21 protein-coding genes are annotated in these 21,723 nt (G+C 69.1%); 16 read left to right on the forward strand and 5 right to left on the reverse strand.

What is annotated here, in order from left to right; translation table 11 throughout:
• Nucleotides 1–148: 148 nt before the first annotated feature.
• From DDV73_RS19070 to DDV73_RS19100, 7 genes are all read left to right on the forward strand, one after another.
• Complete coding sequence (locus DDV73_RS19070; protein ID WP_109508832.1) at nucleotides 149–682, forward strand: hypothetical protein; 534 nt, start codon at nucleotides 149–151, stop codon at nucleotides 680–682.
• Between the two features lie 59 nt (nucleotides 683–741).
• Nucleotides 742–1,656 (forward strand): pyridoxal 5'-phosphate synthase lyase subunit PdxS, encoded by a 915-nt coding sequence (gene pdxS / locus DDV73_RS19075; RefSeq protein ID WP_109508833.1) that lies wholly within the window; start codon nucleotides 742–744, stop codon nucleotides 1,654–1,656.
• Nucleotides 1,653–2,231: a DUF6891 domain-containing protein gene (locus DDV73_RS19080; RefSeq protein ID WP_109508834.1), complete on the forward strand. Its 579-nt coding sequence runs from the start codon at nucleotides 1,653–1,655 to the stop codon at nucleotides 2,229–2,231. Before pdxS ends, DDV73_RS19080 begins: the two co-directional genes overlap by 4 nt.
• Nucleotides 2,231–2,806 (forward strand): pyridoxal 5'-phosphate synthase glutaminase subunit PdxT, encoded by a 576-nt coding sequence (pdxT, locus tag DDV73_RS19085; RefSeq protein WP_109508835.1) that lies wholly within the window; start codon nucleotides 2,231–2,233, stop codon nucleotides 2,804–2,806. The genes DDV73_RS19080 and pdxT overlap by 1 nt, the downstream gene beginning before the upstream one ends.
• A gap of 395 nt (nucleotides 2,807–3,201) precedes the next feature.
• The gene (locus tag DDV73_RS19090) at nucleotides 3,202–3,408 is read left to right on the forward strand and encodes a hypothetical protein (RefSeq protein WP_109508836.1); all 207 of its coding nucleotides are present in this window, start codon (nucleotides 3,202–3,204) and stop codon (nucleotides 3,406–3,408) included.
• Between the two features lie 110 nt (nucleotides 3,409–3,518).
• Nucleotides 3,519–6,350: an AfsR/SARP family transcriptional regulator gene (locus tag DDV73_RS19095; protein ID WP_109508837.1), complete on the forward strand. Its 2,832-nt coding sequence runs from the start codon at nucleotides 3,519–3,521 to the stop codon at nucleotides 6,348–6,350.
• A gap of 73 nt (nucleotides 6,351–6,423) precedes the next feature.
• A complete protein-coding gene (locus DDV73_RS19100; protein WP_109508838.1) occupies nucleotides 6,424–7,188 on the forward strand; it encodes a YebC/PmpR family DNA-binding transcriptional regulator in 765 nt (254 codons plus the stop codon).
• A 584-nt stretch (nucleotides 7,189–7,772) separates the two neighbouring features.
• Here the strand turns inward: DDV73_RS19100 and DDV73_RS19105 are convergent.
• Complete coding sequence (locus DDV73_RS19105) at nucleotides 7,773–8,324, reverse strand: TetR/AcrR family transcriptional regulator (RefSeq protein WP_109508839.1); 552 nt, start codon at nucleotides 8,322–8,324, stop codon at nucleotides 7,773–7,775.
• Nucleotides 8,324–9,118, reverse strand: coding sequence for an alpha/beta fold hydrolase (locus DDV73_RS19110; RefSeq protein WP_154402815.1), 795 nt, complete (start codon nucleotides 9,116–9,118; stop codon nucleotides 8,324–8,326). Before DDV73_RS19110 ends, DDV73_RS19105 begins: the two co-directional genes overlap by 1 nt.
• A gap of 116 nt (nucleotides 9,119–9,234) precedes the next feature.
• On the opposite strand from DDV73_RS19110, the gene ruvC reads away from it, so the two are divergent.
• From ruvC to DDV73_RS19150, 8 genes are all read left to right on the forward strand, one after another.
• Nucleotides 9,235–9,765, forward strand: a complete 531-nt coding sequence (gene ruvC / locus DDV73_RS19115) for a crossover junction endodeoxyribonuclease RuvC (RefSeq protein WP_109508840.1) — start codon at nucleotides 9,235–9,237, stop codon at nucleotides 9,763–9,765.
• Between the two features lie 4 nt (nucleotides 9,766–9,769).
• Nucleotides 9,770–10,372 (forward strand): Holliday junction branch migration protein RuvA, encoded by a 603-nt coding sequence (ruvA, locus tag DDV73_RS19120; protein WP_109508841.1) that lies wholly within the window; start codon nucleotides 9,770–9,772, stop codon nucleotides 10,370–10,372.
• A 4-nt stretch (nucleotides 10,373–10,376) separates the two neighbouring features.
• Nucleotides 10,377–11,447, forward strand: coding sequence for a Holliday junction branch migration DNA helicase RuvB (ruvB, locus tag DDV73_RS19125; RefSeq protein WP_109508842.1), 1,071 nt, complete (start codon nucleotides 10,377–10,379; stop codon nucleotides 11,445–11,447).
• Nucleotides 11,448–11,530: 83 nt separating this feature from the next.
• Entirely contained in the window at nucleotides 11,531–11,803 is a 273-nt protein-coding gene (yajC, locus tag DDV73_RS19130) for a preprotein translocase subunit YajC (protein WP_161962461.1), read from the forward strand.
• A 3-nt stretch (nucleotides 11,804–11,806) separates the two neighbouring features.
• Nucleotides 11,807–13,534 carry a protein translocase subunit SecD gene (gene secD, locus DDV73_RS19135; RefSeq protein ID WP_109508844.1) on the forward strand — a complete coding sequence of 576 codons (1,728 nt, stop codon included), beginning with the start codon at nucleotides 11,807–11,809 and terminating at the stop codon, nucleotides 13,532–13,534.
• Complete coding sequence (secF, locus tag DDV73_RS19140; protein WP_109508845.1) at nucleotides 13,534–14,784, forward strand: protein translocase subunit SecF; 1,251 nt, start codon at nucleotides 13,534–13,536, stop codon at nucleotides 14,782–14,784. The genes secD and secF overlap by 1 nt, the downstream gene beginning before the upstream one ends.
• 4 nt (nucleotides 14,785–14,788) lie before the next feature.
• A complete protein-coding gene (locus tag DDV73_RS19145; RefSeq protein ID WP_109508846.1) occupies nucleotides 14,789–15,331 on the forward strand; it encodes an adenine phosphoribosyltransferase in 543 nt (180 codons plus the stop codon).
• Between the two features lie 164 nt (nucleotides 15,332–15,495).
• Nucleotides 15,496–17,727, forward strand: a complete 2,232-nt coding sequence (locus DDV73_RS19150) for a RelA/SpoT family protein (RefSeq protein ID WP_109508978.1) — start codon at nucleotides 15,496–15,498, stop codon at nucleotides 17,725–17,727.
• Here DDV73_RS19150 and DDV73_RS19155 read toward each other — a convergent pair.
• From DDV73_RS19155 to DDV73_RS19165, 3 genes are all read right to left on the reverse strand, one after another.
• On the reverse strand, nucleotides 17,717–18,340 hold the full coding sequence (locus tag DDV73_RS19155) for a class IV adenylate cyclase (RefSeq protein ID WP_206050956.1): 624 nt from the start codon (nucleotides 18,338–18,340) through the stop codon (nucleotides 17,717–17,719). The two genes, DDV73_RS19150 and DDV73_RS19155, sit on opposite strands and share 11 nt — an antisense overlap.
• The gene (locus DDV73_RS19160; RefSeq protein WP_109508848.1) at nucleotides 18,304–19,155 is read right to left on the reverse strand and encodes a helix-turn-helix domain-containing protein; all 852 of its coding nucleotides are present in this window, start codon (nucleotides 19,153–19,155) and stop codon (nucleotides 18,304–18,306) included. Before DDV73_RS19160 ends, DDV73_RS19155 begins: the two co-directional genes overlap by 37 nt.
• A gap of 517 nt (nucleotides 19,156–19,672) precedes the next feature.
• On the reverse strand, nucleotides 19,673–20,908 hold the full coding sequence (locus tag DDV73_RS19165; protein ID WP_109508849.1) for a DUF349 domain-containing protein: 1,236 nt from the start codon (nucleotides 20,906–20,908) through the stop codon (nucleotides 19,673–19,675).
• Nucleotides 20,909–21,012: 104 nt separating this feature from the next.
• Here DDV73_RS19165 and DDV73_RS19170 point away from each other — a divergent pair, with 104 nt between their 5' ends.
• A complete protein-coding gene (locus tag DDV73_RS19170) occupies nucleotides 21,013–21,723 on the forward strand; it encodes an MBL fold metallo-hydrolase (RefSeq protein WP_109508850.1) in 711 nt (236 codons plus the stop codon).

Consider the following 21,723-nt stretch of genomic DNA (forward strand, 5'->3'; position numbering starts at 1 on the left):
TGCCTCGTAACCATCTCAAGCGCCCACCCCCAGGGGGTGCTTAAGCTGGTCTGATCCCTACGGGTTGACCCGATCGCGTCATTGCACTGGAGACCGAGTCGCGGAAGGGTTCACCGAAGGTGCGGGGGTCGGGCACCGAGGAGGACCAATGAAGGTCATCAGGAGCATCGGCTCAACGGCACTCGCCGGGGCCTTGATGGTTGCCGTCGGCGCGGCGCCGGCAGGAGCGGCAAAGCCGGAACGGATCCCGTTCGAGGACCGTTTCGAGTTCACCGTTGAGGACTTCTGTGACGAGCCGGGTCTCGACGCTGCGATCGAGGGTGTCGCCTCAGGCGTGGCCACGATCCGTACGCGTGACGGGTTCGACTACGTCACCGAGCACGTCCGGGTCCGGCAGACCATCACGGCGGCTGGTGTGACTACGACGTACACGGAGAGGACGCTGTTCGCCGACCACACCATCTCCGACCTGGGCGACACGATCGAGGTGATCGTCCTGGCCACCGGCAACTCCACCCTTTACGGACCGGACGGCAAGGCGATCGCCCGAGGGCCCGGACAGGTGCGGTTCCGCGTGGTGCTCGACGAGGCCACGGGGGAGGAGCTCAGCTTCGAGCTCATCAAGGGCTCGACGGGGCGCAACGACGACTTTTGTGCGGCCGAGCTGGCCGTGCGCTCCTGACGATTGCCGGGCGCTAGCGGATTCAGCGTCTGGTAGTTGCCCGCCGTAGGCTTGGGGGCATGTCAACCGTTACCCCCAACCCTGCCTCGGGGCACACCACCGGCACCGCCGCCGTCAAGCGCGGCATGGCCGAGATGCTGAAGGGCGGCGTCATCATGGACGTCGTCACTCCGGAGCAGGCCAAGATCGCCGAGGACGCCGGCGCGGTCGCCGTGATGGCGCTCGAGCGCGTCCCTGCCGACATCCGCGCCCAGGGCGGCGTGTCCCGGATGAGCGACCCGGACATGATCGACGGCATCATCGAGGCCGTCTCGATCCCGGTGATGGCGAAGGCCCGGATCGGCCACTTCGCCGAGGCGCAGGTGCTGCAGAGCCTGGGTGTGGACTACATCGACGAGTCCGAGGTGCTGACACCCGCGGACTACGCCAACCACATCGACAAGTGGGCGTTCACGGTGCCGTTCGTCTGCGGCGCGACCAACCTCGGTGAGGCGCTGCGCCGGATCACCGAGGGCGCGGCGATGATCCGCTCCAAGGGCGAGGCCGGCACCGGCGACGTCTCCAACGCGGTCACCCACATGCGCACCATCCGCGCCGAGCTGCGCCGGCTCGCGGCGCTCGAGGATGACGAGCTGTACGTCGCGGCGAAGGAGCTGCAGGCGCCGTACCAGCTGGTCAAGGAGGTCGCCGAGAACGGCAAGCTCCCGGTCGTGCTGTTCACCGCAGGCGGCATCGCGACGCCCGCCGACGCGGCGATGATGATGCAGCTCGGCGCCGAGGGCGTCTTCGTCGGTTCGGGCATCTTCAAGTCCGGCAACCCGGCCCAGCGCGCCGAGGCGATCGTCAAGGCCACCACCTTCCACGACGACCCCGACGTTGTCGCCAAGGTCTCGCGTGGCCTCGGCGAGGCGATGGTCGGCATCAACGTCGACGAGATCCCGCAGCCGCACCGGCTGTCCGAGCGCGGCTGGTGAGCTCGCCGGCCCGAGAGCGTGTCGAGCAGGACCTGCAGGACTTCGCGCGCCTGCAGGTCCGCGCCGGCCTGCTCTCCGAGGCCGACGCGCTGCGCGAGGTGGTCGAGGCGATCTCGGCCGAGCTGCCGGGCATCGACGCCCAGGTGCTCGCCCGGGCCTGGCTGGCCAAGGCCCGGGCCGACCTGCGTGGCGACCAGGCGGCGTGGCCCGAGGTGACCGACTACGACCGGCTGCAGTCGGTGTTCGCCGAGTGCGAGCCGCACGACGTACGCGTGCTGCAGGGCGTGGACGACCACTGGTCGGCGAAGGCCGAGCTCGACCGGCTCACCGCCGCCGACAGCCAGCCACGCGGGCTGGCGTGGTTCACCCAGACCGACGTCTGGCACGCCATCGACGACGGCATGCTCGAGGTCAACCTCTGGCACGGCACTACGGCGAACGTCGCTCCCGGCGACAGCCTGCTGACCGCCGTCCTGTCCTGCTTTGGCCGGCACGGGCTCAAGGCACACTTCGACGAGGGCCGGATCGAGGTCGCCGCCCACTGGCACCGTCGCGCCGCGGAGTCGGAGTCGTGATGGCCGCCCCCACCATCGGTGTCTTCGCGCTCCAGGGAGACGTTCGTGAACACCTCCGCGCGCTGACCGAGCTCGGCGCGACCGCGATCTCGGTACGGCGCCCCTCCGAGCTCGACGCCTGCGACGGCCTCGTGCTGCCGGGCGGGGAGTCGACCACGATGTACAAGCTGGCCCGGGCTTTCGACCTTTTCGAGCCGCTTCGGCAGCGGATCAAGGACGGGATGCCCGCCTTCGGCACCTGCGCCGGCATGATCATGCTCGCCGACCGGGTGGTCGGCGGCACCGCGGACCAGGAGACCCTCGGCGGGCTCGACATCACCGTCCGGCGCAACGCCTTCGGCCGCCAGGTCGACTCGTTCGAGGAGGACCTGAAGCTCGACGGCCTCGACGACCCGGTCCACGCCGTCTTCATCCGCGCGCCCTGGGTCGAGCAGGCCGGCCCGGACATCGAGGTCCTCGCCGAAGCCGCCGGCCACCCGGTCGCCGTACGACAGGGCGCGCTGCTCGCCACGTCGTTCCACCCCGAGGTCGGCAGCGACCTCCGCCTGCACGAGCTGTTCCTCGGACTGATCTGAGGCGTCTGGGCAGAGCACCTGACGAACGTTGTCAGACTCCTGTCAGGCCGTGGTCAGTCCGGCTTCCTAGCGTCTTCGGCGGCTCACCGATCCCATTCGGGGGCCGCCGACCGGATACCCGACGCACATGGAGGAACTCACGATGATGACGAAGAGACTGACTGTCGGCCTGGCAGCAGTGACCCTCGCCGGCAGCACGCTCGCGACGATCGGAGCGGCCCAGGCGGGCTCCTGACAGTGGCGCGAATGCCGGTGCCGCAAAGGCGGAGTCGGCGCGGGCGACGTCGGTCTGCCTCTACCGGCTGTACGCCGACAACACCGAGGACTGGACCGGCACCGACGAGCCGTACCACTACCGTCCGGCTTGGAGCCGGACGATCTGGGGCCCGAAGGAGATGGAGGCCGGCACCTCCCGCTCGGTCAACATCGCAGTCGGTGTCGGTGCGGTCATCCACCTGTTCGACAACGACGACCCGGATGCCGACGACTTCCTGGGCGCCAACACGATCGACAGCGTGGACGGCGAGGTCGACGTGTACACGTTCGCAGACTCCGACTACAAGTACCGGCTGAGCGTGCGCCCGCGGAGCTGGTGCTCGTAGTCCGTTCCCCTCTCCTAGGCCGAGCCTGGGTCGCCGGCGCCGCCGACGGCCCAGGCTAGGCTGTTGCGCCGGGCGGCCGTCGGGTCGAGCAGGCGACACCTGGGGGTGCGATGGCAGTAGCCAGTTCCGCAAGCCTCGAGGTTCGGCTGCTTGGGCGGGTCGAGGCCATCGTCGACGGCGAGCCGGTTGAGTTGCCAGGACGTCGGCCGCGGGCGCTGTTGGCGGTGCTGGCGCTGTCGGCGGGGGAGTCGGTGCCGGCGGAGTCGCTGTACGAGCGGGTCTGGGGACACGACCAGGCGGGCGACGTGCGCGCCAGTCTCTACACCTGTGTGAGCCGGCTACGCCGTGCGCTCGGTGACGATGCGATCGGAACCGAGTCCGGCCGGTATCAGCTGCGGGTCGAGCCGGAGCGGGTGGACGCGGTGCACTTCGGGCGGCTGCTGGACCGGGCGGGCCGACGGGGCACGGACCCGGAGCCGTTGCTGCGCGAGGCACTCGGCCTGTGGCTGGGGGAGCCGTTCGGAGGCGAGCCGCTCTCCGACTGGCTGGCCGAGCACGAGTCGCGGCGGCTGACCGAGCGGTGGCTGGCAGCGGTTCAGCAGCGGACCGACTTCGACCTGGCGGCCGGCCGGCACGGTGAGCTGGTCGCCGAGCTGGAGCAGCTGACGGCGGCGTACCCGCTGCGTGAGCCGCTGTGGGCCAGATATCTGCTGGCACTTGACGGATCCGGTCGGCCGGCCGATGCGCTGGCGGCGTACGAGCGGGTCCGAGTGCGGCTGGTCGACGAGCTCGGGATCGACCCGAGCCCGGAGCTGCAGAGCCTGTACGCCGGTCTGTTGCGCGGCGAGCGGCTGACGGTGACCGCAGCCGGGCCGGCGCTGGCGGTGCCGCGGCAGCTGCCTCCGGACGCCGGGACCGTCACCGGCCGTGGCGACGCCCTGACCGAGCTTGACGGGCTGCTCGACAAGCTGCCCGACGAGGCGAGCCGGAGCCAGGTCGTGCTCGGGGTGCTGCACGGCATGGGCGGGGTCGGAAAGACCACGGTCGCGGTGCACTGGGCGCACCGGGTCTCGGACCGGTTTCCGGACGGCCAGCTGTTCGTGAACCTCCGTGGCTACGGGCCCGGTGAGCCGATGGAACCCGCGGCCGCCCTCGACCTGCTGCTCCGCGGCATCGGTGTGCCCGGCTACCGGATTCCGGGCGGCGTGGATGCCCGAGCCGGCCTGTGGCGCAGCAGCGTGTCGGCCAAGCGGGTCCTGGTCCTGCTCGACAACGCCCGTGACGCCGAGCAGGTCCGGCCACTCCTGCCCGGCGCCGGCTGCATGGTCCTGGTGACCAGCCGGGCCCAGCTCGGTGGTCTGGCTGCTCGGGACGGTGCGCATCGGGTGCGGCTGGACGTCCTGCCCGAACGAGAGGCGACCTCGCTGCTGCGGTCACGGCTGGTCACCGATTCCGTCGACGAGTCGGCCGTGGCCGAGCTTGCCGCGCTCTGCGGTCGGCTCCCTCTCGCCCTGACGGTCGCCGCCGAGCGTGCCAACCAGTACGCCGATCGACCGCTCGCCGAGCTGACCGCCGAGCTGCGCGACGAGCGGCAGCGTCTCGACGCCTTCGCCGACCCGGACGACGCACTCGCCGATGTCCGCGCCGTACTCTCCTGGTCAGTCGACGCGCTCGATGCCGATACCGCGCGACTGTTCCGACTCCTCGGACTGGCGCCGGGGGCGGACATCAGCGTCGACGCGGTCGCCGCACTCGCGGGCGAGCCGCCGGCTGTCGCTCGTCGCCTCCTGCACCGGCTCACCGATGCGAACCTGGCAACGGCGACGGCGGAGGGCCGGTTCCAGATCCACGACCTGGTTCGTGCGTACGCCGCTGAGGCTGTGAAGCTCGAACCAGCCGGCGTGCAGCGCGAGGCCCTGCGGCGCTTCTACCAGTGGTGCCTGCGCACGGCCACCAATGCGGAGCGGGTGTTCTCGCCGCACATGTCGATCCTGCATCCAGACGACGAGGTGCCCGGCGTACCTGATACCGACTTCGGGAGCGACCAGGCGGCGGTCGTGGCCTGGTTCGACGAAGAGACCGACTTCCTGCTCGCGATCGCCGAGGCCGCGGTGCAGTCGCATCCATGGGTGACGGTGGGAATCGCGCATGCCCTGTGGGACGAGATCCGATGGAATCGGCCATGGGAAGAGGCTCTCGACCTGCATCATCTCGCCACGCATGCCGCGCAGACGCTCGGCAGCGACCTGGCCGAGGCCCGGACGCTCAACACCCTTGGTCTCGCGTACCTCGGCGGACAGGCGCCCGACGAGGCGGTGAACGCGTTTGAGCAGGCGCTTGCGCTCTTCGAGAAGCTGACGGAGGTCGCTTGGCAGTCACGTGTGCTCAACAACCTCGGCATGGCTTCTGGTGATTGCGGCCAGCCGATGGCGGCACTCGACTACTACCGACGAGCGCTCGCGCTGAAGCTGCAACTTGGCGACCTCCGCGGCGAAGCCAACGTGCGTAACAACCTCGCGTACGACCTCACCGATCTGTCGCTGCACGACTCGGCGATCGCCGAAGCTCGACAAGCGGTGGCGCTCTACCGTCATGCCGGTTCGCCTATTGACCAGGCCAAGGGCCTGGACACGGTTGGTGCTGCACTGCTGGCGAGCGGCGACGGCCAAGCGGCGCTCGACTGTTTCGTAGAAGCCCTGGAGCTCGGCCGAGACCGGATCCTGGCCCGCCCACACGCGATCATCCTCACGAACCTGGCCCGCAGCCAGCGTGCGGTCGGCCGAACCGCGGAGGCGCGCTTCACGTTGCGGTCGGCCATCGCCTTCATCGACGAGCACGCGATCAGCGACACCCGCGACCTGCGGCGGGCGGATCTGGTCGAGCTGCTTGCGTCGGTGCCCGGCGACCCGACGCGACGAGAGGACGCACGCGTCGACAGGTAGGCTGCGGGGGTGCCGACTCGGGCCGCTCGGGCCCCGTACGTGTCGGCGTACCTGAGACCAGAAGAGGATCTGCATGTCCGGCCACTCCAAATGGGCCACTACCAAGCACAAGAAGGCGGTCATCGACGCCCGGCGCGGCAAGCTTTTCGCCAAGCTGATCAAGAACGTCGAGGTCGCCGCGCGCATGGGCGGTGGTGACATCAGCGGCAACCCGACGCTCTACGACGCCGTACAGAAGGCGAAGAAGTCGTCGGTGCCCAACGACAACATCGACCGCGCGATCAAGCGTGGCTCCGGTGCGGAGGCGGGCGGCGCGGACTACCAGACGATCATGTACGAGGGCTACGGCCCGTCGGGCGTCGCGATGCTGGTCGAGTGCCTCACCGACAACAAGAACCGCGCCGCCATGGAGGTGCGCACGGTCATGACCCGCAACGGCGGCTCCCTGGCCGACGCCGGCTCGGTGTCGTTCCTGTTCCACCGCAAGGGCGTGGTGATCGTCCCGGTCGAGCAGGACGACAAGAAGGTCACCGAGGACGACGTCCTCGAGGCCACGCTCGAGGCCGGCGCCGACAGCATCAACGACCTGGGGGAGTCCTTCGAGGTCGTCTCCGAGGCGAGCGACCTGGTTGCCGTCCGCTCCGCGCTCCAGGCCGCCGGGATCGACTACGACTCCGCGGAGGCGTCGTTCGTGCCCGACATGCAGGTCGAGCTCGACAAGGACGCGGCGGCCAAGATCTTCCGGCTGATCGAGCTGCTCGAGGACCTCGACGACGTCCAGAACATCTTCGCCAACTTTGACGTCTCCGACGAGGTCATGGCGCAGCTGGACGCGTGAAGCCGCACCGACCCGGCCGGTGTTGACGCCCAGGTACGTCGACCCGGCCGGTGTTGACGCCCAGGTACGTCGACCCGGCCGGTGTTGACGCCCAGGTACGTCGACCCGGCCGGTGTTGACGCCCAGGTACGTCGACCCGGCCGGTGTTGACGCCCAGGTACGTCGACCCGGCCGGTGTTGACGCCCAGGTACGTCGACCCGGCCGGTATTGACGATCCGTATGAGCATGGGCCGGGTCACCGCTGTCGCATGTGAACACGGGCCGGGTCACCGCTGTCGCATGTGAACACGGGCCGGGTCACCGCTGTCGCATGTGAACACAGGCCGGGTCACCGCTGTCGCATGTGAACACGGGCCGGGTCACCGCTGTCGCATGTGAACACGGGCCGGGTCACCGCTGTCGCATGTGAACACGGGCCGGGTCACCGCTGTCGCATGTGAACACGGGCCGGGTCACCGCTGTCGCATGTGAACACGGGCCGGGTCACCGCTGTCGCATGTGAACACGGGCCGGGTCACCGCTGTCGCATGTGAACACGGGCCGGGTCACCGCTGTCGCATGTGAACACCGGCCGGGTCGACGCTCAACGCAGTCCGCTGATGACCATCCCGATGAGCAGCTCGTAGCTCTCCTCGAGAGGCTCGGGCAGCCCGAACCCGCCTGATGCCTCCAGTACGGCGAACCCGTGGACGGCCGAGCGCAGACAGCGGGCAGCGTGGATCAGGGCCGGCCCGTCGAGGTCGTAGCCACGCAGCACCGCCAGTACGGCGCCGAGCAGGCGGTCGGCCGCGGCGGCAAGTGGCGGCTCGGTCGCCGGGGTCTGCTCCATCGCGGCATAGCGGCCGGGATGGTCCACGACGTAGGACCGGTAGGCGCGCATCACCGCGCGCACGGCGTCGTCGCCGGACCGGCCCATCGCCGCCTCGCTGACCCGGTCGGCAAGCTCGTCGAGGACCCGGAGTGTCACCAGCTGCCGGAGCTCCGCGAGGCTGCGCACGTGCTTGTACAGCGACGGCGTCGCGACGCCGGCGGACCCGGCAACGGCCGAGAGCGTGAGGGCGGCCGCTCCGTCGGTGTCGACCAGATTGATGGCGGCGTCGACGACCCCGTCGGGGGAGAGCCCGGCACGCGGCATCAGAGCCGCCCGAGGAAGGCCAGGATCGCGGCGCTGGTGTTCTCGGGGTACTCGTGGTGCGGGTAGTGACCGGCGCCGTCGACCATCACGATCTCCGTCGTCCCGGCCAGCGCGGCGGCGATCGACTCCGCCTCGGCTCGCGGGTCGGCGAAGTCGGGGCTCTTGGTGCCGTAGACGGCGAGCGCGGGGGCGGTGACCCGCTCCAGCCGGCCGGCGAGGTCGTCCTTGGTGCCGAGCCCCATCGTGCGGGCGGCGGCCATCCGTCCCGTCTCGCCCAGGTTCTTCTTCATCGCGGCGACGTGCTCGGCGAGGTCGGCGGGCTTCGGCCCCTTGTGCAAGGACTTGTAGTACATCGCCCAGAGAATGGGCGAGCTGAGCACCAGCCGTGCGAGCTGCTTCATGAAGGCGTTGATCGTGACGGGCTTGGTGAACGCCTCGAGGAGTACGACGCCGCGCACCAGCTCGGGATGCTCGGAGGCCAGCCAGACCGCGCTGCCACCGGAGAAGGAGTGGCCGACCACGACCGCCGGGCCGGCGTCCAGGTGGCGGATCAGCGCGGCGAGGTCGGCGCCGGTGGCGGAGTTGGTGTACTCGTCGAACGGCACGCTCGACTCGCCGTGGCCGCGCAGGTCGACGGTCACCACTCGATAGCCGGCCTCGGCCAGCTCCGGTGCCACCAGTCGATAGCTGGATCGCAGGTCGCCCATCCCTGGGCTGAGGACGAGCAGCGGCCCGGCGCCGGTGGTGTCGTCGTACGCGATCCGGCCGCCGGGAACCTCGAGGTAGTGAGTCATAGCCAAAAAGCTAATCGAATTAGCCAAAGCCGTCAAGCGCGTGTCGCCGTGAGTACGGCGCAAGCCAGCCCGTAAGGTCGGGTCCGAACAGGTGTTCGGGCAAAGAGGGGTGAGGTATGCGGGTGCTCGGCATCGACCCCGGTCTGACCCGTTGTGGTCTCGGGGTCGTCGACGGCGACATCGGCCGGCCGCTGACGATGGTCGACGTGGGCGTGGTCCGGACATCTGCGGACGTCCCGGTCGCGATCCGGCTGATCACCATCGAGAAGGGCATCGACGCGTGGCTCGACGAGCACCGGCCCGACGCGGTGGCTGTCGAGCGGGTGTTCGCCCGCTCCGACTCCAGCACCATCATGGGCACCGCCCAGGCCAGCGGCATCGCGCTGGTCGCCGCGGCCCGGCGCGGGATCCCGGTCGGCATGCACACGCCGAGCGAGGTCAAGGCCGCCGTGTCCGGCAACGGCCGGGCCGACAAGGCTCAGGTCGGCGCGATGGTGACCCGGCTGCTGCGGCTGGAACAAGCACCCAAGCCCGCCGACGCCGCCGACGCGCTGGCGCTGGCGATCTGCCATGTGTGGCGTGGCGGTGCGCAGGCCAGGATCGACGCCGCGGTGGCGAAGTCGAAAGCCATGACAGGGAGGAAATAGAGCAGTGATCGCGTTCGTTTCCGGCACGGTCGCCCAGGTGTCGCTCACCGGGGCCGTGATCGAGGTCGGCGGCGTCGGCCTGGAGCTGATGTGTACGCCGAGCACGCTGGCGACGCTGCGTGCCGGCCAGCCGGCCACGCTGCCCTCGTCGCTGGTGGTGCGTGAGGACTCGCTGACGCTGTTCGGGTTCGTCGACGAGGACGAGAAGGCTACGTTCGAGCTGGTGCAGACCGCGAGCGGGGTCGGTCCCAAGCTCGCGCAGGCGATGCTCGCCGTACTCTCGCCCGATGACCTGCGCAGTGCGGTCGCCGGCGACGACGTCAAGACGCTGACCCGGGTCCCTGGCATCGGCCAGAAGGTCGCGCAGCGGATCATCCTCGAGCTGAAGGACCGGCTGGGCGTGGTGGCCGGCGGGGGAGCCAGCCGTGTCGGCGCCCCGGCGGCGGCTGCGCCCTGGCGCGACCAGGTCCATCAGGGTCTGGTCGGGCTCGGCTGGTCGACGAAGGAGGCCGAGAAGGCCGTCGACGCTGTCGCCCCCACGGCCAACGGCAACCCCGATGTCGGCGTCCTGATGCGCGCCGCCCTGCAGACGCTGAGCAAGGCCTGAGGCGATGGACCATCTCGAGGCTGCCGAGGAAGCACACTTCGCCTCGCTGACCGCCGCGGAGGCCGAGGGCGACGAGCGCGCGGTCGAGGCGGCGCTGCGGCCGCGCACCCTCGACGAGGTGATCGGGCAGACCCGGGTTCGCGAGCAGCTCGGGCTGGTCCTCGAAGCCGCACGCAGGCGCGGCCGGGCGCCGGACCACGTGCTGCTGTCCGGTCCGCCCGGACTCGGTAAGACCACGCTGGCGATGATCATCTCCGCCGAGATGAGCGCTCCGCTGCGGCTGACCAGCGGCCCGGCGATCACCCACGCCGGGGACCTGGCGGCGATCCTGTCCGGCCTGAACGAAGGCGACGTGCTGTTCGTCGACGAGATCCACCGGATGTCGCGACCGGCAGAAGAGATGCTCTACATGGCGATGGAGGACTTCCGGGTCGACGTCGTCATCGGCAAGGGGCCGGGTGCGACCGCGATCCCGCTGGAGATCCCGCCGTTCACTCTGGTCGGCGCCACCACCCGCGCCGGACTGCTGCCCGGGCCGCTGCGCGACCGGTTCGGTTTCACCGCGCACCTGGAGTTCTACGAGCCGAGCGAGCTCGACCTGATCGTGCACCGCTCGGCCGGGCTGCTCGGCGTCGAGCTGACCGACGATGGCTCGGTGGAGATCTCGTCCCGGTCGCGCGGTACGCCGCGGATCGCCAACCGGCTGCTGCGCCGGGTCCGCGACTATGCGCAGGTGCGCGCCGACGGCGTGGTCACGCTGCCGGTCTCGCGCGCCGCGCTCGACCTCTACGAGGTCGACGAGTCCGGGCTCGACCGGCTCGACCGCGCCGTGATCGGCGTACTCTGCCGCCGTTTCGGAGGCGGTCCGGTCGGGATCAGCACGCTCGCCGTGGCGGTCGGGGAGGAGCGGGAGACGGTCGAGGAGGTCGCCGAGCCGTTCCTGGTGCGCACCGGTCTTCTCGCCCGTACGCCGCGGGGCCGGGTGGCGACTCCGGCCGCCTGGCGGCACCTCGGACTGGCCGTCCCGCCGATGCCGGACGGATCGTTTGGGGATGCGACTCTGTTTGAGGACTGACCGCGGTTACACTTCACCGTTGGTCGGCCTTGGCACCTCTGCTGAGCGGCCATATCCAGCTTTCCGAGAGGCATCCCAAACCCGTGTCCGATCTCTATGCGCTGATCCCGCTCGTCGGCATCGTGCTCCTGTTCTGGCTGCTCATGGTGCGACCGGCGGCACGACGTAACAAGGAACTCGGCCAGATGCAGGCCGAGCTCGCCGTCGGTGACGAGGTGATGATCGGCGCCGGCGTCTTCGGGAAGATCCACAGCGTCGACGGCGACGACCGGCTCAAGCTCGAGATCGCCGATGGCGTCGTCGTCGAGGTCGCCCGGGGTGCCGTGGTCAAAGTCGTGAACGACAGGAGCAAGTGAACAGTGGCTAAGAACTCGGCGCAGCAGCCAGTGCGCACCCTGGTGGTGTTCTTCCTGGCCATGGCCGTCCTGTTCGGGCTGGTTGCCCTGGCCGGAGCGTGGAAGCCGAAGCTCGGCCTCGACCTCCAGGGCGGCACCCGGATCACCTTGACCGCCAAGGGCGACGTGGAGTCGGCCAGCCTCGAGGAGGCCGCCGGCATCATCGACCAGCGGGTCAACGGCTCCGGCGTCGCCGAGGCCGAGGTCACGACCCAGGGCTCGAAGTACATCAACGTCGAGATCCCCGGCAAGAGCCGGCGCGACCTGGTCGCGACTGTCGAGCGCCAGGCGCAGCTGCGGTTCCGGCTGGTCGGCGCGTCCTCGCTCTCGGGCAGCACCGGCGACCCGACCCAGCAGATCCCGGGCAGCGGCGTACTCTCGCCCGAGCAGGAGCAGCCGCCCGCCAACGAGCAGCCGGAGCAGGAGCCGAGCGGCACCGCCACTCCGAAGAGCCGGCCGCCGGTTGGCTTTGCCACCGACCCGACCGAGACGCCGAGCAGCAGCGGTACGCCCTCCGGGAGCACCACGTCCAGCCCCTCCGCGCCCACCGATTCGGAGGCGCCGGCCGATGAGCCGGAGACGACCGGGATCGATGCCGCGCTGGGCTGGCAGAATGCACCGGACGACGAGTCGATGCAGGCCTATAACGCGTACCAGTGTCCGGCCGAAGGCGAGGTCGCAGAGGTAGTCGACGACCCGAAGAAGCCTCTTGTCGCCTGCGACGACCGGGGCACGAAGTACCTCATGTCGGCCGCGGTGATCGAAGGCACCGACCTCGACGACTCCACGGCGGACTACGACCAGCAGCAGCTGCAGTGGTCGGTGGGCCTGAAGTTCAACGGCGACGGCTCCAAGGTGTTCTCGAAGATCTCGCAGACCCTCTTCGGCACCCAGAAGCTGTTCGCGATCGTGCTGGATGGCCAGGTGCTCTCCGCGCCGACGATGAACGACCCGAACCTGAGCGACCGGGCGAGCATCTCCGGCAGCTTCAACGAGTCCTCCGCGAACAGCCTCGCGACCAGCCTCAAGTACGGCGCGCTGCCGGTTGCGTTCGAGAAGAACCCGAACGTCGAGACCGTCGGCCCGTCGCTGGCCGGCAACCAGCTCACCGCCGGCATCACCGGCGCGGTGATCGGCCTGGGCCTGGTCATGCTGTACTGCCTGTTCTACTACCGCGGCCTCGGCCTGGTCGTGATCGCGTCGCTGCTCCTCGCCGGCGTTGCGACCTACGGCTTCGTGCTGCTGCTCGGTGAGGCCGCCGGGTTCACGCTGTCGCTGCCCGGCATCGCGGGCCTGATCATCGCGGTCGGCATCGTCGCGGACGCGTTCGTCGTCTTCTTCGAACGAATAAGAGACGAGATGCGCGAAGGCAAGTCGATGCGGGTCGCCGTGGAGAGCGGCTGGGTCCGGGCCCGGTCCACCCGAATCGCGGCGAACACGGTTTCGCTGCTCTCGGCGACCGTTCTCTACATCTTCTCCGTCGGCGTCGTAAAGGGCTTCGCGTTCGCGCTCGGCCTGAGCACGCTGATCGACCTCGCGGTCTTCTTCTGGTTCACCAAGCCGATGGTGTCGTACCTGGCGACGTACAAGTTCTTCAGCAGTGGCCACAAGTGGTCGGGTCTCGACCAGGAGGCCCTCGGCGTGTCAGGGGCCCCGGCCCCGGTTGCGGCGACGGTTGGGGGGAAGGCCTGATGAGCAAGTTCACCCGTCTCGGAAACGACCTCTACGAAGGCCGGGTCTCGGTCGACTTCGTCGGCAAGCGCCTGGTCTGGTTCGCGCTGTCCGGCGTGCTGATGCTGGTGGCGGTCGCGGCGCTGGCCGTCAGCGGCCTCAACTTCGGCATCGAGTTCGTCGGTGGATCCGAGTACAAGGTCACGCTGCCGGCGGACAAGGCCACCCAGAGCCTCGCCGACGACCTGCGCAAGGACGTCGCCGACACCGGCATCGAGGGCGCCAAGTCACCGGTGGTCACGACTGCCGGTGAGAGCTCCATCCTGGTCCAGACCGAGCAGCTTACCGACGCCGAGAACGCCGAGGTGGTCGACACGATCCTGGAGACCACCGGGGCCAGCCAGACCGATCTCCAGGTATCCGAGATCGGCGCCAGCTGGGGCAAGGAGGTCGCCAAGCGCGCGATCACCGGCGTCGTGGTGTTCCTGATCCTGGTCAGCCTCTTCATCGCCATCTACTTCCGCGAGTGGAAGATGTCTGTCGCCGCGCTGATCGCGCTCGCTCACGACATCCTGATCACGATCGGCGTCTACTCACTGTCCGGCTTCGAGGTGACGCCGGCGACGGTGACCGGCGTACTCACGATTCTCGGCTTCTCGCTCTACGACAAGGTCGTGGTGTTCGACAAGGTTCGCGAGAACACCCGGAACCTCCGCCAGGTCCGCCAGACCTACCGGCAGGCGGCCAACCTGGCGGTCAACCAGACCCTGGTCCGCTCGATCAACACCTCGCTGGTCGCGCTGCTCCCGGTCGCCGGCCTGCTGTACGTCGGCGCCGTCCAGCTCGGCACCGGCCCGCTGAAGGATCTCGCGCTGGCGCTCTTTGTCGGCATCGCGGTCGGCTGCTACTCCTCGATCTTCATCGCGCCGCCGCTGCTGGTGATGCTGAAGGCCAACGAGAAGGACGTCATGGACGCGGAGAAGCGGGCCAAGGCGCGGGCACGTGCCAAGAAGGCCGACCCGTACGCCGCGGTGCCGTCGTTCAGCGAGGACATGCCGATCCAGGACGAGCCGGGTGCCGAGCGCGACGACGCCCCCGCCCGGCGGGCTCCGCTGGTCACCACGACCAAGGCGCCGGCCGCGGCGCGGCGGCCGGAGACGGCAGGCAGCGGTCGGGTCGCGCCGTCCGCACACGGGCCGGTGCAGGAGAGCCGCTCCGCCGGCCGGGTGCAGCCGACCCGGAAGCCACGCTCCAAGCGCGGCAAGAAGTAGCACGATGTTCGAGCCGCCCGAGATCGCGCTGCAGCGGCTGGTGCGTGACGTCCCCGACTTCCCGGAGCCGGGGGTCGTCTTCAAGGACATCACGCCGCTGCTGGCCGACCACACGGCGTTCGCCAACGTGATCGCCGCGCTCGCCGACGTCGGCCGTGACGCCGACGGCAACCCGGCGGTCGACAAGGTGGTCGGCATGGAGGCGCGCGGCTTCATCCTCGCCGCGCCGGTCGCGCTGGCCCTCGGTGTCGGTTTCGTGCCGGTCCGGAAGGCCGGCAAGCTCCCCGGCGCGACCCACGCCGTGTCCTACTCGCTGGAGTACGGCGAGGCGACGCTGGAGATCCATCAGGACGGCGTCGCTCCCGGCGACCGGGTGCTGCTGGTGGACGACGTGCTGGCCACCGGCGGAACCGTCGCGGCGACCGAGGAGCTGGTCACCAAGTGCGGGGGAGCGGTGCATGCCGTCGCCGTACTCATGGAGCTGTCGTTCCTCCCCGGACGGGCCACGATCGGTGATCTGCCACTCACCGCGCTCGCCACGATCTGACGTCGAGAAATCCGTCTTTTCACAATGAGTGACGCTTCGGTGCGCAATGTCTAGACCTGCCCCATAGACTGGGTCAGGTGACCGAGGAGCGGAGTGCCATTCAGGCGGAGGAGCGCGCCCCCGAGCGCGCCCCGGAGCCGATCGGCGCGCAGTCCGCGCGGCGGATGCGGGCCCGTCTGGCCCGCCTCGGGACCCGGTCGCAGGCGAGCAACGCCGTCCTCGAGCCGCTGTTCCGGGTGGTCCGGGCCAACCACCCGAAGGCCGACCTCGCGCTGCTCGAGCGGGCCTATCTGACCGCCGAGAAGCTGCACGGCACTCAGATGCGCAAGAGCGGCGACCCGTACATCACCCACCCGCTCGCGGTGACCACGATCCTGGCCGAGATCGGCATGACCGAGCCGACGCTGGTGGCCGCGCTGCTGCACGACACGGTCGAGGACACGCCGTACACCCTCGACCAGCTGCGCGCCGACTTCGGCGACGAGGTGGCGCTGCTGGTCGACGGAGTGACCAAGCTCGACAAGGTCAAGTACGGCGACTCCGCGCAGGCCGAGACGATCCGCAAGATGATCGTCGCGATGTCCCGCGATATCCGGGTGCTGGTCATCAAGCTCGCCGACCGGCTGCACAACATGCGGACGCTGCGCTACGTGAAGCAGGAGACCCAGGAGCGGAAGGCGCGCGAGACCCTCGACATCTACGCCCCGTTGGCGCACCGGCTCGGCATGAACACGCTGAAGTGGGAGCTCGAGGACCTCGCCTTCGCGACGCTGCACCCCAAGATCTACGACGAGATCGTGCGGATGGTGGCCGAGCGGGCGCCGTCGCGCGACCAGTTCCTGGCGCAGGTCATCGACCAGGTGGAGACCGACCTGAAGGACGCCCGGGTGCGGGCGACGGTGACCGGCCGGCCGAAGCACTACTACTCGATCTACCAGAAGATGATTCTCGGCGGCCGCGAGTTCACCGACATCTACGACCTGGTCGGAATCCGCGTTCTCGTCGACGACGACCGCGACTGCTACTCGGTCCTCGGCGTGATCCACGCCCGCTGGAACCCGGTGCTCGGCCGGTTCAAGGATTTCGTCGCGATGCCGAAGTTCAACATGTACCAGTCACTGCACACCACCGTGATCGGCCCGCAGGGCAAGCCGGTGGAGCTGCAGATCCGGACCTTCGGCATGCACCGCCGCGCCGAGTACGGCGTCGCCGCGCACTGGAAGTACAAGGAGGACGGCCGCGCCGGCCTCGACACCGACCGCCAGGCCGATGCCGACGACATGACCTGGATCCGCCAGCTGCTCGACTGGCAGAGCGAGGTCGAGGATCCGGGCGAGTTCCTGGAGTCGCTGCGGTTCGAGATCAACCGCGCCGAGGTCTACGTGTTCACCCCGCGCGGCGACGTGGTCGCGCTGCCGGTGGACTCCACGCCCGTGGACTTCGCCTACTCGGTGCACACCGAGGTCGGTCACCACACCATCGGCGCCCGGGTCAACGGCCGGCTGGTGCCGCTGGAGTCCACGCTCGAGAACGGCGACGTGGTCGAGGTCTTCACCTCGAAGGCGCCGACCGCCGGCCCGTCGCGCGACTGGCTGCAGTTCGTGAAGTCGCAGCGGGCCCGGTCCAAGATCCGCCAGTGGTTCACCAAGGAGCGCCGCGAAGGCGCCATCGACCGCGGCAAGGACCAGATCGCCCGGCTGATGCGCAAGGAGGGTCTGCCCCTCAACCGGCTGCTGTCCCACGAGTCCCTGTCGCTTGCCGCCGAGCATTTCAAGCTCACCGACGTGACCGCCCTGTACGCCGCGGTCGGCGAGGGCAACATCAGCGCCCAGGCCGTCGTCCGGCACGTGATCGACCTCCACGGTGGCGAGCGCGGCGCTGAGGAGGACCTCTCCGAGGCCGTCACCATCACCGGACGCCGCGGCCGGACCAAGGCCACCCCGGTCGGCGACTCTGGCGTGATCGTGCGGGGCGCGGCTGACGTGTGGGTCAAGCTCGCCAAGTGCTGTACGCCGGTGCCCGGCGACCCGATCCTCGGCTTCGTGACCAAGGGCGCGGGTGTGTCGGTGCACCGCAAGGACTGCACCAACGCCGCCAACCTGCAGGCCGAGCCTGAGCGGCTCATCGACGTCGAGTGGGCGCCGACCTCGCAGTCGACGTTCCTGGTCAACATTCAGGTCGAGGCGCTGGACCGGGCGCGGCTGCTGTCGGACATCACGATGGTGCTCTCCGACGTCCACGTGAACATCCTGAGCGCCTCCCTGAACACCACTCGCGACCGCGTCGCCAAGTCCCGCTTCACCTTCGAGATGGCCGACGCGAAGCACCTCGACACCGTGCTCCGCGCCGTACGCTCCGTGCCCGGCGTCTTCGACGCCTACCGGGTCACGCAGTAGATGGCGGGTGGATCACCGCTCGGCCTTGCTTACGGGCGCGCATGACAGCGTCCGAGTACTGCGCGGCAGTCAGGTCGCCCTCGTTGATACCGAGTTCGGCAAGCGTCGCCCGGACGTCGGCGATCGCCGGGTCGACCTCGTCGATGTCTGCCATCGTCTCCAGTTCGAGGAAGGTCCCGTCGATCTCGGGAACGGTCACCATCGTGGCGAGCATGTCCCGGCCGCGAGCGGTGAACCGATAGTTCACGCATTGCTTTGTGAACGCGACCAGCTCGACAGCGCCCAGCGCACGGAACGCGGTGTCGACCACGCCCGGGTCTGCGAGCACCGTCTCGTGCTCTGGTTTGGAGCCGGATGCCCGGTCGACGGCGGGCTCCTTGTACGTCAGCATGCTGGACCGCATGGTGGCGGTCTCGACGGTTCGGATGCGAACCTCCCGCCCTTCCCTGGCGAGGGAACGGTCATGTTGGTCGTAATAGACGTCTCGGTACGTGCTCGGCTCCGCTCTAGCCAGCTCGGATAGCTGGGCGCGCAGTGCCTCGGGATCGCGCACCCGCGCCTTCAGCTCACACTCGATCATTTCGTCCTTTCCGGGAGGCGTGCCCGACACCACAGGTCGTCGAAGTACCGCCGGAAGCCAGAGTGAAGCACACCGTTCGCCGCAGCGGCGAGCTCATAGACCCCCGAGCGATGACCTTCGTGCGTTGTGCCAAATGCCGACAGGTACAGCGTGTCGTCGAACCCGACCAGCCGCCACGTCGGCAGGTCGCCGTACAGCCGCGCATCAAGTCTGACGGTTGGGTGGTCGTCCAGCTCGGCGAGGCGCGCGAGTGATAGCCGGATCCCGGCCTCAAATGCCTCGGTTGACTCGCCGATCTCCTCGGCCCGCGTCGACGCTGCTGCGGAGACCGGGTCGAGCAGCAGCACACGGACCTGTACGGGTGTTTCCCGACTGGTGAGCGGGCCGTGCAGCAGGGAGTCGCTGAGCGCGACGAGGCCAAGCGCGCGCACGGCGAGGATGTCCACAAGGGCTGAGGTAGCCGCCAAGCGCCGCAGTTCCCGAGCAACGTCCGCCTGGCTCGGGTACGCCCGCGCGATCTCGGCCTGTCCGGTGAGGGTGCCGGGTGCGATGGGGCGCGTCGATGCGAGCCCAAGTACGGCGCGCGCATCAGTGGGCATTGTCAAGCCCTCGGCGATGCGCTCGAACACGTCGATCCGGGTCACCGACCGCTTGCCGTTGATGATCTCGTTGACGCGGCCTTGACCGAGGCCGACCGCAATCGCCAAGCGGGCCTGGCTAACTCCGGCATGCCGCTGGACAAGCCGCAAGAGTGCCGCCATGTTCCGATCTGCGAGCGCGGCACGTGTATCGATCCGCTGCCAGACCGAGGCCGGAAGCTCAATGGGACCGTACGCCGCACCATTCATCTCACAGGCAGACTACATCTCACCGTGAGATACCCGCTGGAGGATCGAGTCTCGCGGATCCGGGCGAGATCGTCTCCCCATGGTGAGACATCGGATCGGTCCTATTCGGCGGTGGCGGGAGTGTTGAGCGACGAGGCATACCTGACTGCCCGTGAGGCGCTCGACTCCTTCGCGGTGTTGGAGCAGTGCGGGGATCGCGAGCCTGGTCCACACGCTGGCTGCGCGGCATGGCATGAATGGAATGTCCAAACGTACCGATCGGCGTACGGCAGGTGGGCTCATGCAATGGACCGCCTGGAAGTGTTGTTGGGCGACCGCTTTCCGGGTCGCGAGTCCGGCTCGTGGGTCTCGTTCTGCGTCCGAATCCTCAGCGGTGAGATGAGGTGATCGAAGCCGCGTTGGCCATCACGGGCGTCGTACTCGCGATCCTGTGGAGCTTCGCCGAGTTTGGGCGTGCTACGACGAGCCAAGGCAGGCGCCGCCGCACTCGCAGCACCTTGACCACAGGCGATGACTATTAGGAGAAGTCTTGGGCGGCGCGGCGGGCCATCTCGAGGAACTGCTGGCGGGACTCGAGGTTGTCCTCGAGCTCGGCGACCTTCTTGTCGTTGCCGGCGGCCCGGGCCTTCTCGAGGTCCTTCTGTACGCCGGCGATCGCCTTCTCGAGCTTGGAGATCATGTCGTCGGCGCGGGCGGACTTCTCGGGGTCGGACTTCTTCCACTGCTCGTCCTCGACCCCGCGGATCGCCTGCTCGACCTTGCGGATCCGGCCCTCGAGCTCCTTCATCCGGTCCCGGGGGACCTTGCCGGCGGCGTCCCAGCGGTCCGCGATATCGCGGAACGCCTTCTTGGCCGCGTCCAGGTCGGTGACCGGGACCAGGGCCTCGGCCTCGACCAGCAGCTGCTCCTTGACCTCGGCGTTGGCCGCGAACTCCTGGTCGAGCTGCGCGTTGGCGGCGTCGCGGGCGCCGAAGAACTGGTCCTGGGCGCCACGGAACCGCTTCCACAGCGCGTCGTCCACCTCGCGCGGGGCCGGTCCGGCGGCCTTCCAGTCCCGCATCAGGTCGCGGAACTTGCCTGCGGTGGGGCCCCACTCGGTGGAGTCGGCGAGCTTCTCCGCCTCGGTGGCCAGCTTCTCCTTGATCACCCGAGCGGCGTCGCGCTTCTCGTGCTGCTCGGCGAAGTGCGACTTGCGGTGCCGGGTGTACGCCGTACGCGCGGTCGAGAACCGGCGCCACAGGGCGTCGTCGGAGGCGCGGTCGAGCCGGGGGAGGCCCTTCCACTCCTCGAGCAGATCGCGGAGCCGGTTGGCGCCGTTGCGCCAGTCGTTGCTCTCGGCGAGCTGCTCGGCCTCGGTCACGATCCCCTCCTTGCGGGTCCGCGACTCGGCGACCTTCTGTGCCCGCTCGGCCTTGCGGGCCTCACGCTGGGTGCCGATCACCTCGCTGAGCGCATCGAGCTTGGTGACCAGGGAGTCCAGGTCACCCACGGCGTGGGCGTCGACGAGCTGCGAGCGGACCTTCTTCACCGACTCGACCGCCTCGTCGGGGGAGAGCACGCCGGACTTCACCCGCTGCTCCAGCAACTCCACCTCGAAGGCGAGCGCGTCGTACCGTTCGGTGAAGAACTTCAGCGCCTCCTCGGGGGTGCCAGCGGGGTACTGCCCAACGGGACGTTCACCGTCCGAAGTCTTGACGTAGACGGTGCCGTCTTCGGCTACCCGACCCCACGCCGACTGCTCCTGCGCGCTCATGGTCGCCCATCGTAGTCACGGTCGAGCCGTGTGCGCAGGCGCAGGTAGGCTCTTCCAGTCATCGCTCACATACTGATCCAACTGATCATCAGAAGGACTCCTCGTTGTTCATCGCCGGCTTCCCCGCAGGACCCTGGGGGACCAACTGCTACGTCGTGGCGACCGCTCCGGGTGCCGAGTGCGTGGTCATCGACCCCGGCAAGGACGCAGCGGAGGGCGTCGACCAGGTGGTGCGCGAACACAAGCTCAAGCCGGTGTCGGTGCTGGTCACCCACGGACACGTCGATCACATGTGGTGCGTTGCGCCCGTGGCCGGCACGTACGACGCCACGGCCTACATCCACCCCAAGGACCGGCACCTGCTGTCCGACCCGATGCTCGGCATGTCCCGTGAGACCACCCAGATGCTGCTCGGCGGTAGCTATTCGTGGGCCGAGCCGGACGACGTCCAGGAACTGGACGACCTGCAGACCATCGAGCTGGCCGGCGTCAGCTTCGTCGTCGACCACACCCCCGGACACACCGAGGGCTCGGTGACCTTCCGTACGCCGTACCCGGCCGCCGACGTCAGCGAGGTGATGTTCTCCGGCGACCTGCTGTTCGCAGGCTCGATCGGCCGCACCGACCTGCCGGGCGGCGACCATCCGACGATGATGCGCAGCCTGGCTACGAAGGTGCTGCCGCTGGCCGACGACATCGTCGTCCTCCCGGGCCACGGCGAGCAGACCTCGATCGGCCGTGAGCGCGCCACCAACCCGTTCTTGCAGGATCTGGCCGACACTGGTGCGGCCGACCAAGTCACTCGAGGTCTCTGA

This window comes from Nocardioides speluncae (assembly GCF_003121585.1).
Taxonomy (GTDB): Bacteria; Actinomycetota; Actinomycetes; order Propionibacteriales; family Nocardioidaceae; genus Nocardioides; species Nocardioides speluncae.

Excerpts from the sequence above, each read along its gene's own strand:
- DDV73_RS19070 (WP_109508832.1), top strand. The coding sequence starts at position 149 with ATGAAGGTCATCAGGAGCATCGGCTCAACGGCACTCGCCGGGGCCTTG.
- pdxS (WP_109508833.1), top strand. The coding sequence starts at position 742 with ATGTCAACCGTTACCCCCAACCCTGCCTCGGGGCACACCACCGGCACC.
- pdxT (WP_109508835.1), top strand. The coding sequence starts at position 2,231 with ATGGCCGCCCCCACCATCGGTGTCTTCGCGCTCCAGGGAGACGTTCGT.
- DDV73_RS19090 (WP_109508836.1), top strand. The coding sequence starts at position 3,202 with ATGGAGGCCGGCACCTCCCGCTCGGTCAACATCGCAGTCGGTGTCGGT.
- DDV73_RS19095 (WP_109508837.1), top strand. The coding sequence starts at position 3,519 with ATGGCAGTAGCCAGTTCCGCAAGCCTCGAGGTTCGGCTGCTTGGGCGG.
- DDV73_RS19100 (WP_109508838.1), top strand. The coding sequence starts at position 6,424 with ATGTCCGGCCACTCCAAATGGGCCACTACCAAGCACAAGAAGGCGGTC.
- DDV73_RS19105 (WP_109508839.1), bottom strand. The coding sequence starts at position 8,324 with ATGCCGCGTGCCGGGCTCTCCCCCGACGGGGTCGTCGACGCCGCCATC.
- DDV73_RS19110 (WP_154402815.1), bottom strand. The coding sequence starts at position 9,118 with ATGACTCACTACCTCGAGGTTCCCGGCGGCCGGATCGCGTACGACGAC.
- ruvC (WP_109508840.1), top strand. The coding sequence starts at position 9,235 with ATGCGGGTGCTCGGCATCGACCCCGGTCTGACCCGTTGTGGTCTCGGG.
- ruvB (WP_109508842.1), top strand. The coding sequence starts at position 10,377 with ATGGACCATCTCGAGGCTGCCGAGGAAGCACACTTCGCCTCGCTGACC.
- secF (WP_109508845.1), top strand. The coding sequence starts at position 13,534 with ATGAGCAAGTTCACCCGTCTCGGAAACGACCTCTACGAAGGCCGGGTC.
- DDV73_RS19145 (WP_109508846.1), top strand. The coding sequence starts at position 14,789 with ATGTTCGAGCCGCCCGAGATCGCGCTGCAGCGGCTGGTGCGTGACGTC.
- DDV73_RS19150 (WP_109508978.1), top strand. The coding sequence starts at position 15,496 with ATGCGGGCCCGTCTGGCCCGCCTCGGGACCCGGTCGCAGGCGAGCAAC.
- DDV73_RS19160 (WP_109508848.1), bottom strand. The coding sequence starts at position 19,155 with ATGAATGGTGCGGCGTACGGTCCCATTGAGCTTCCGGCCTCGGTCTGG.
- DDV73_RS19165 (WP_109508849.1), bottom strand. The coding sequence starts at position 20,908 with ATGAGCGCGCAGGAGCAGTCGGCGTGGGGTCGGGTAGCCGAAGACGGC.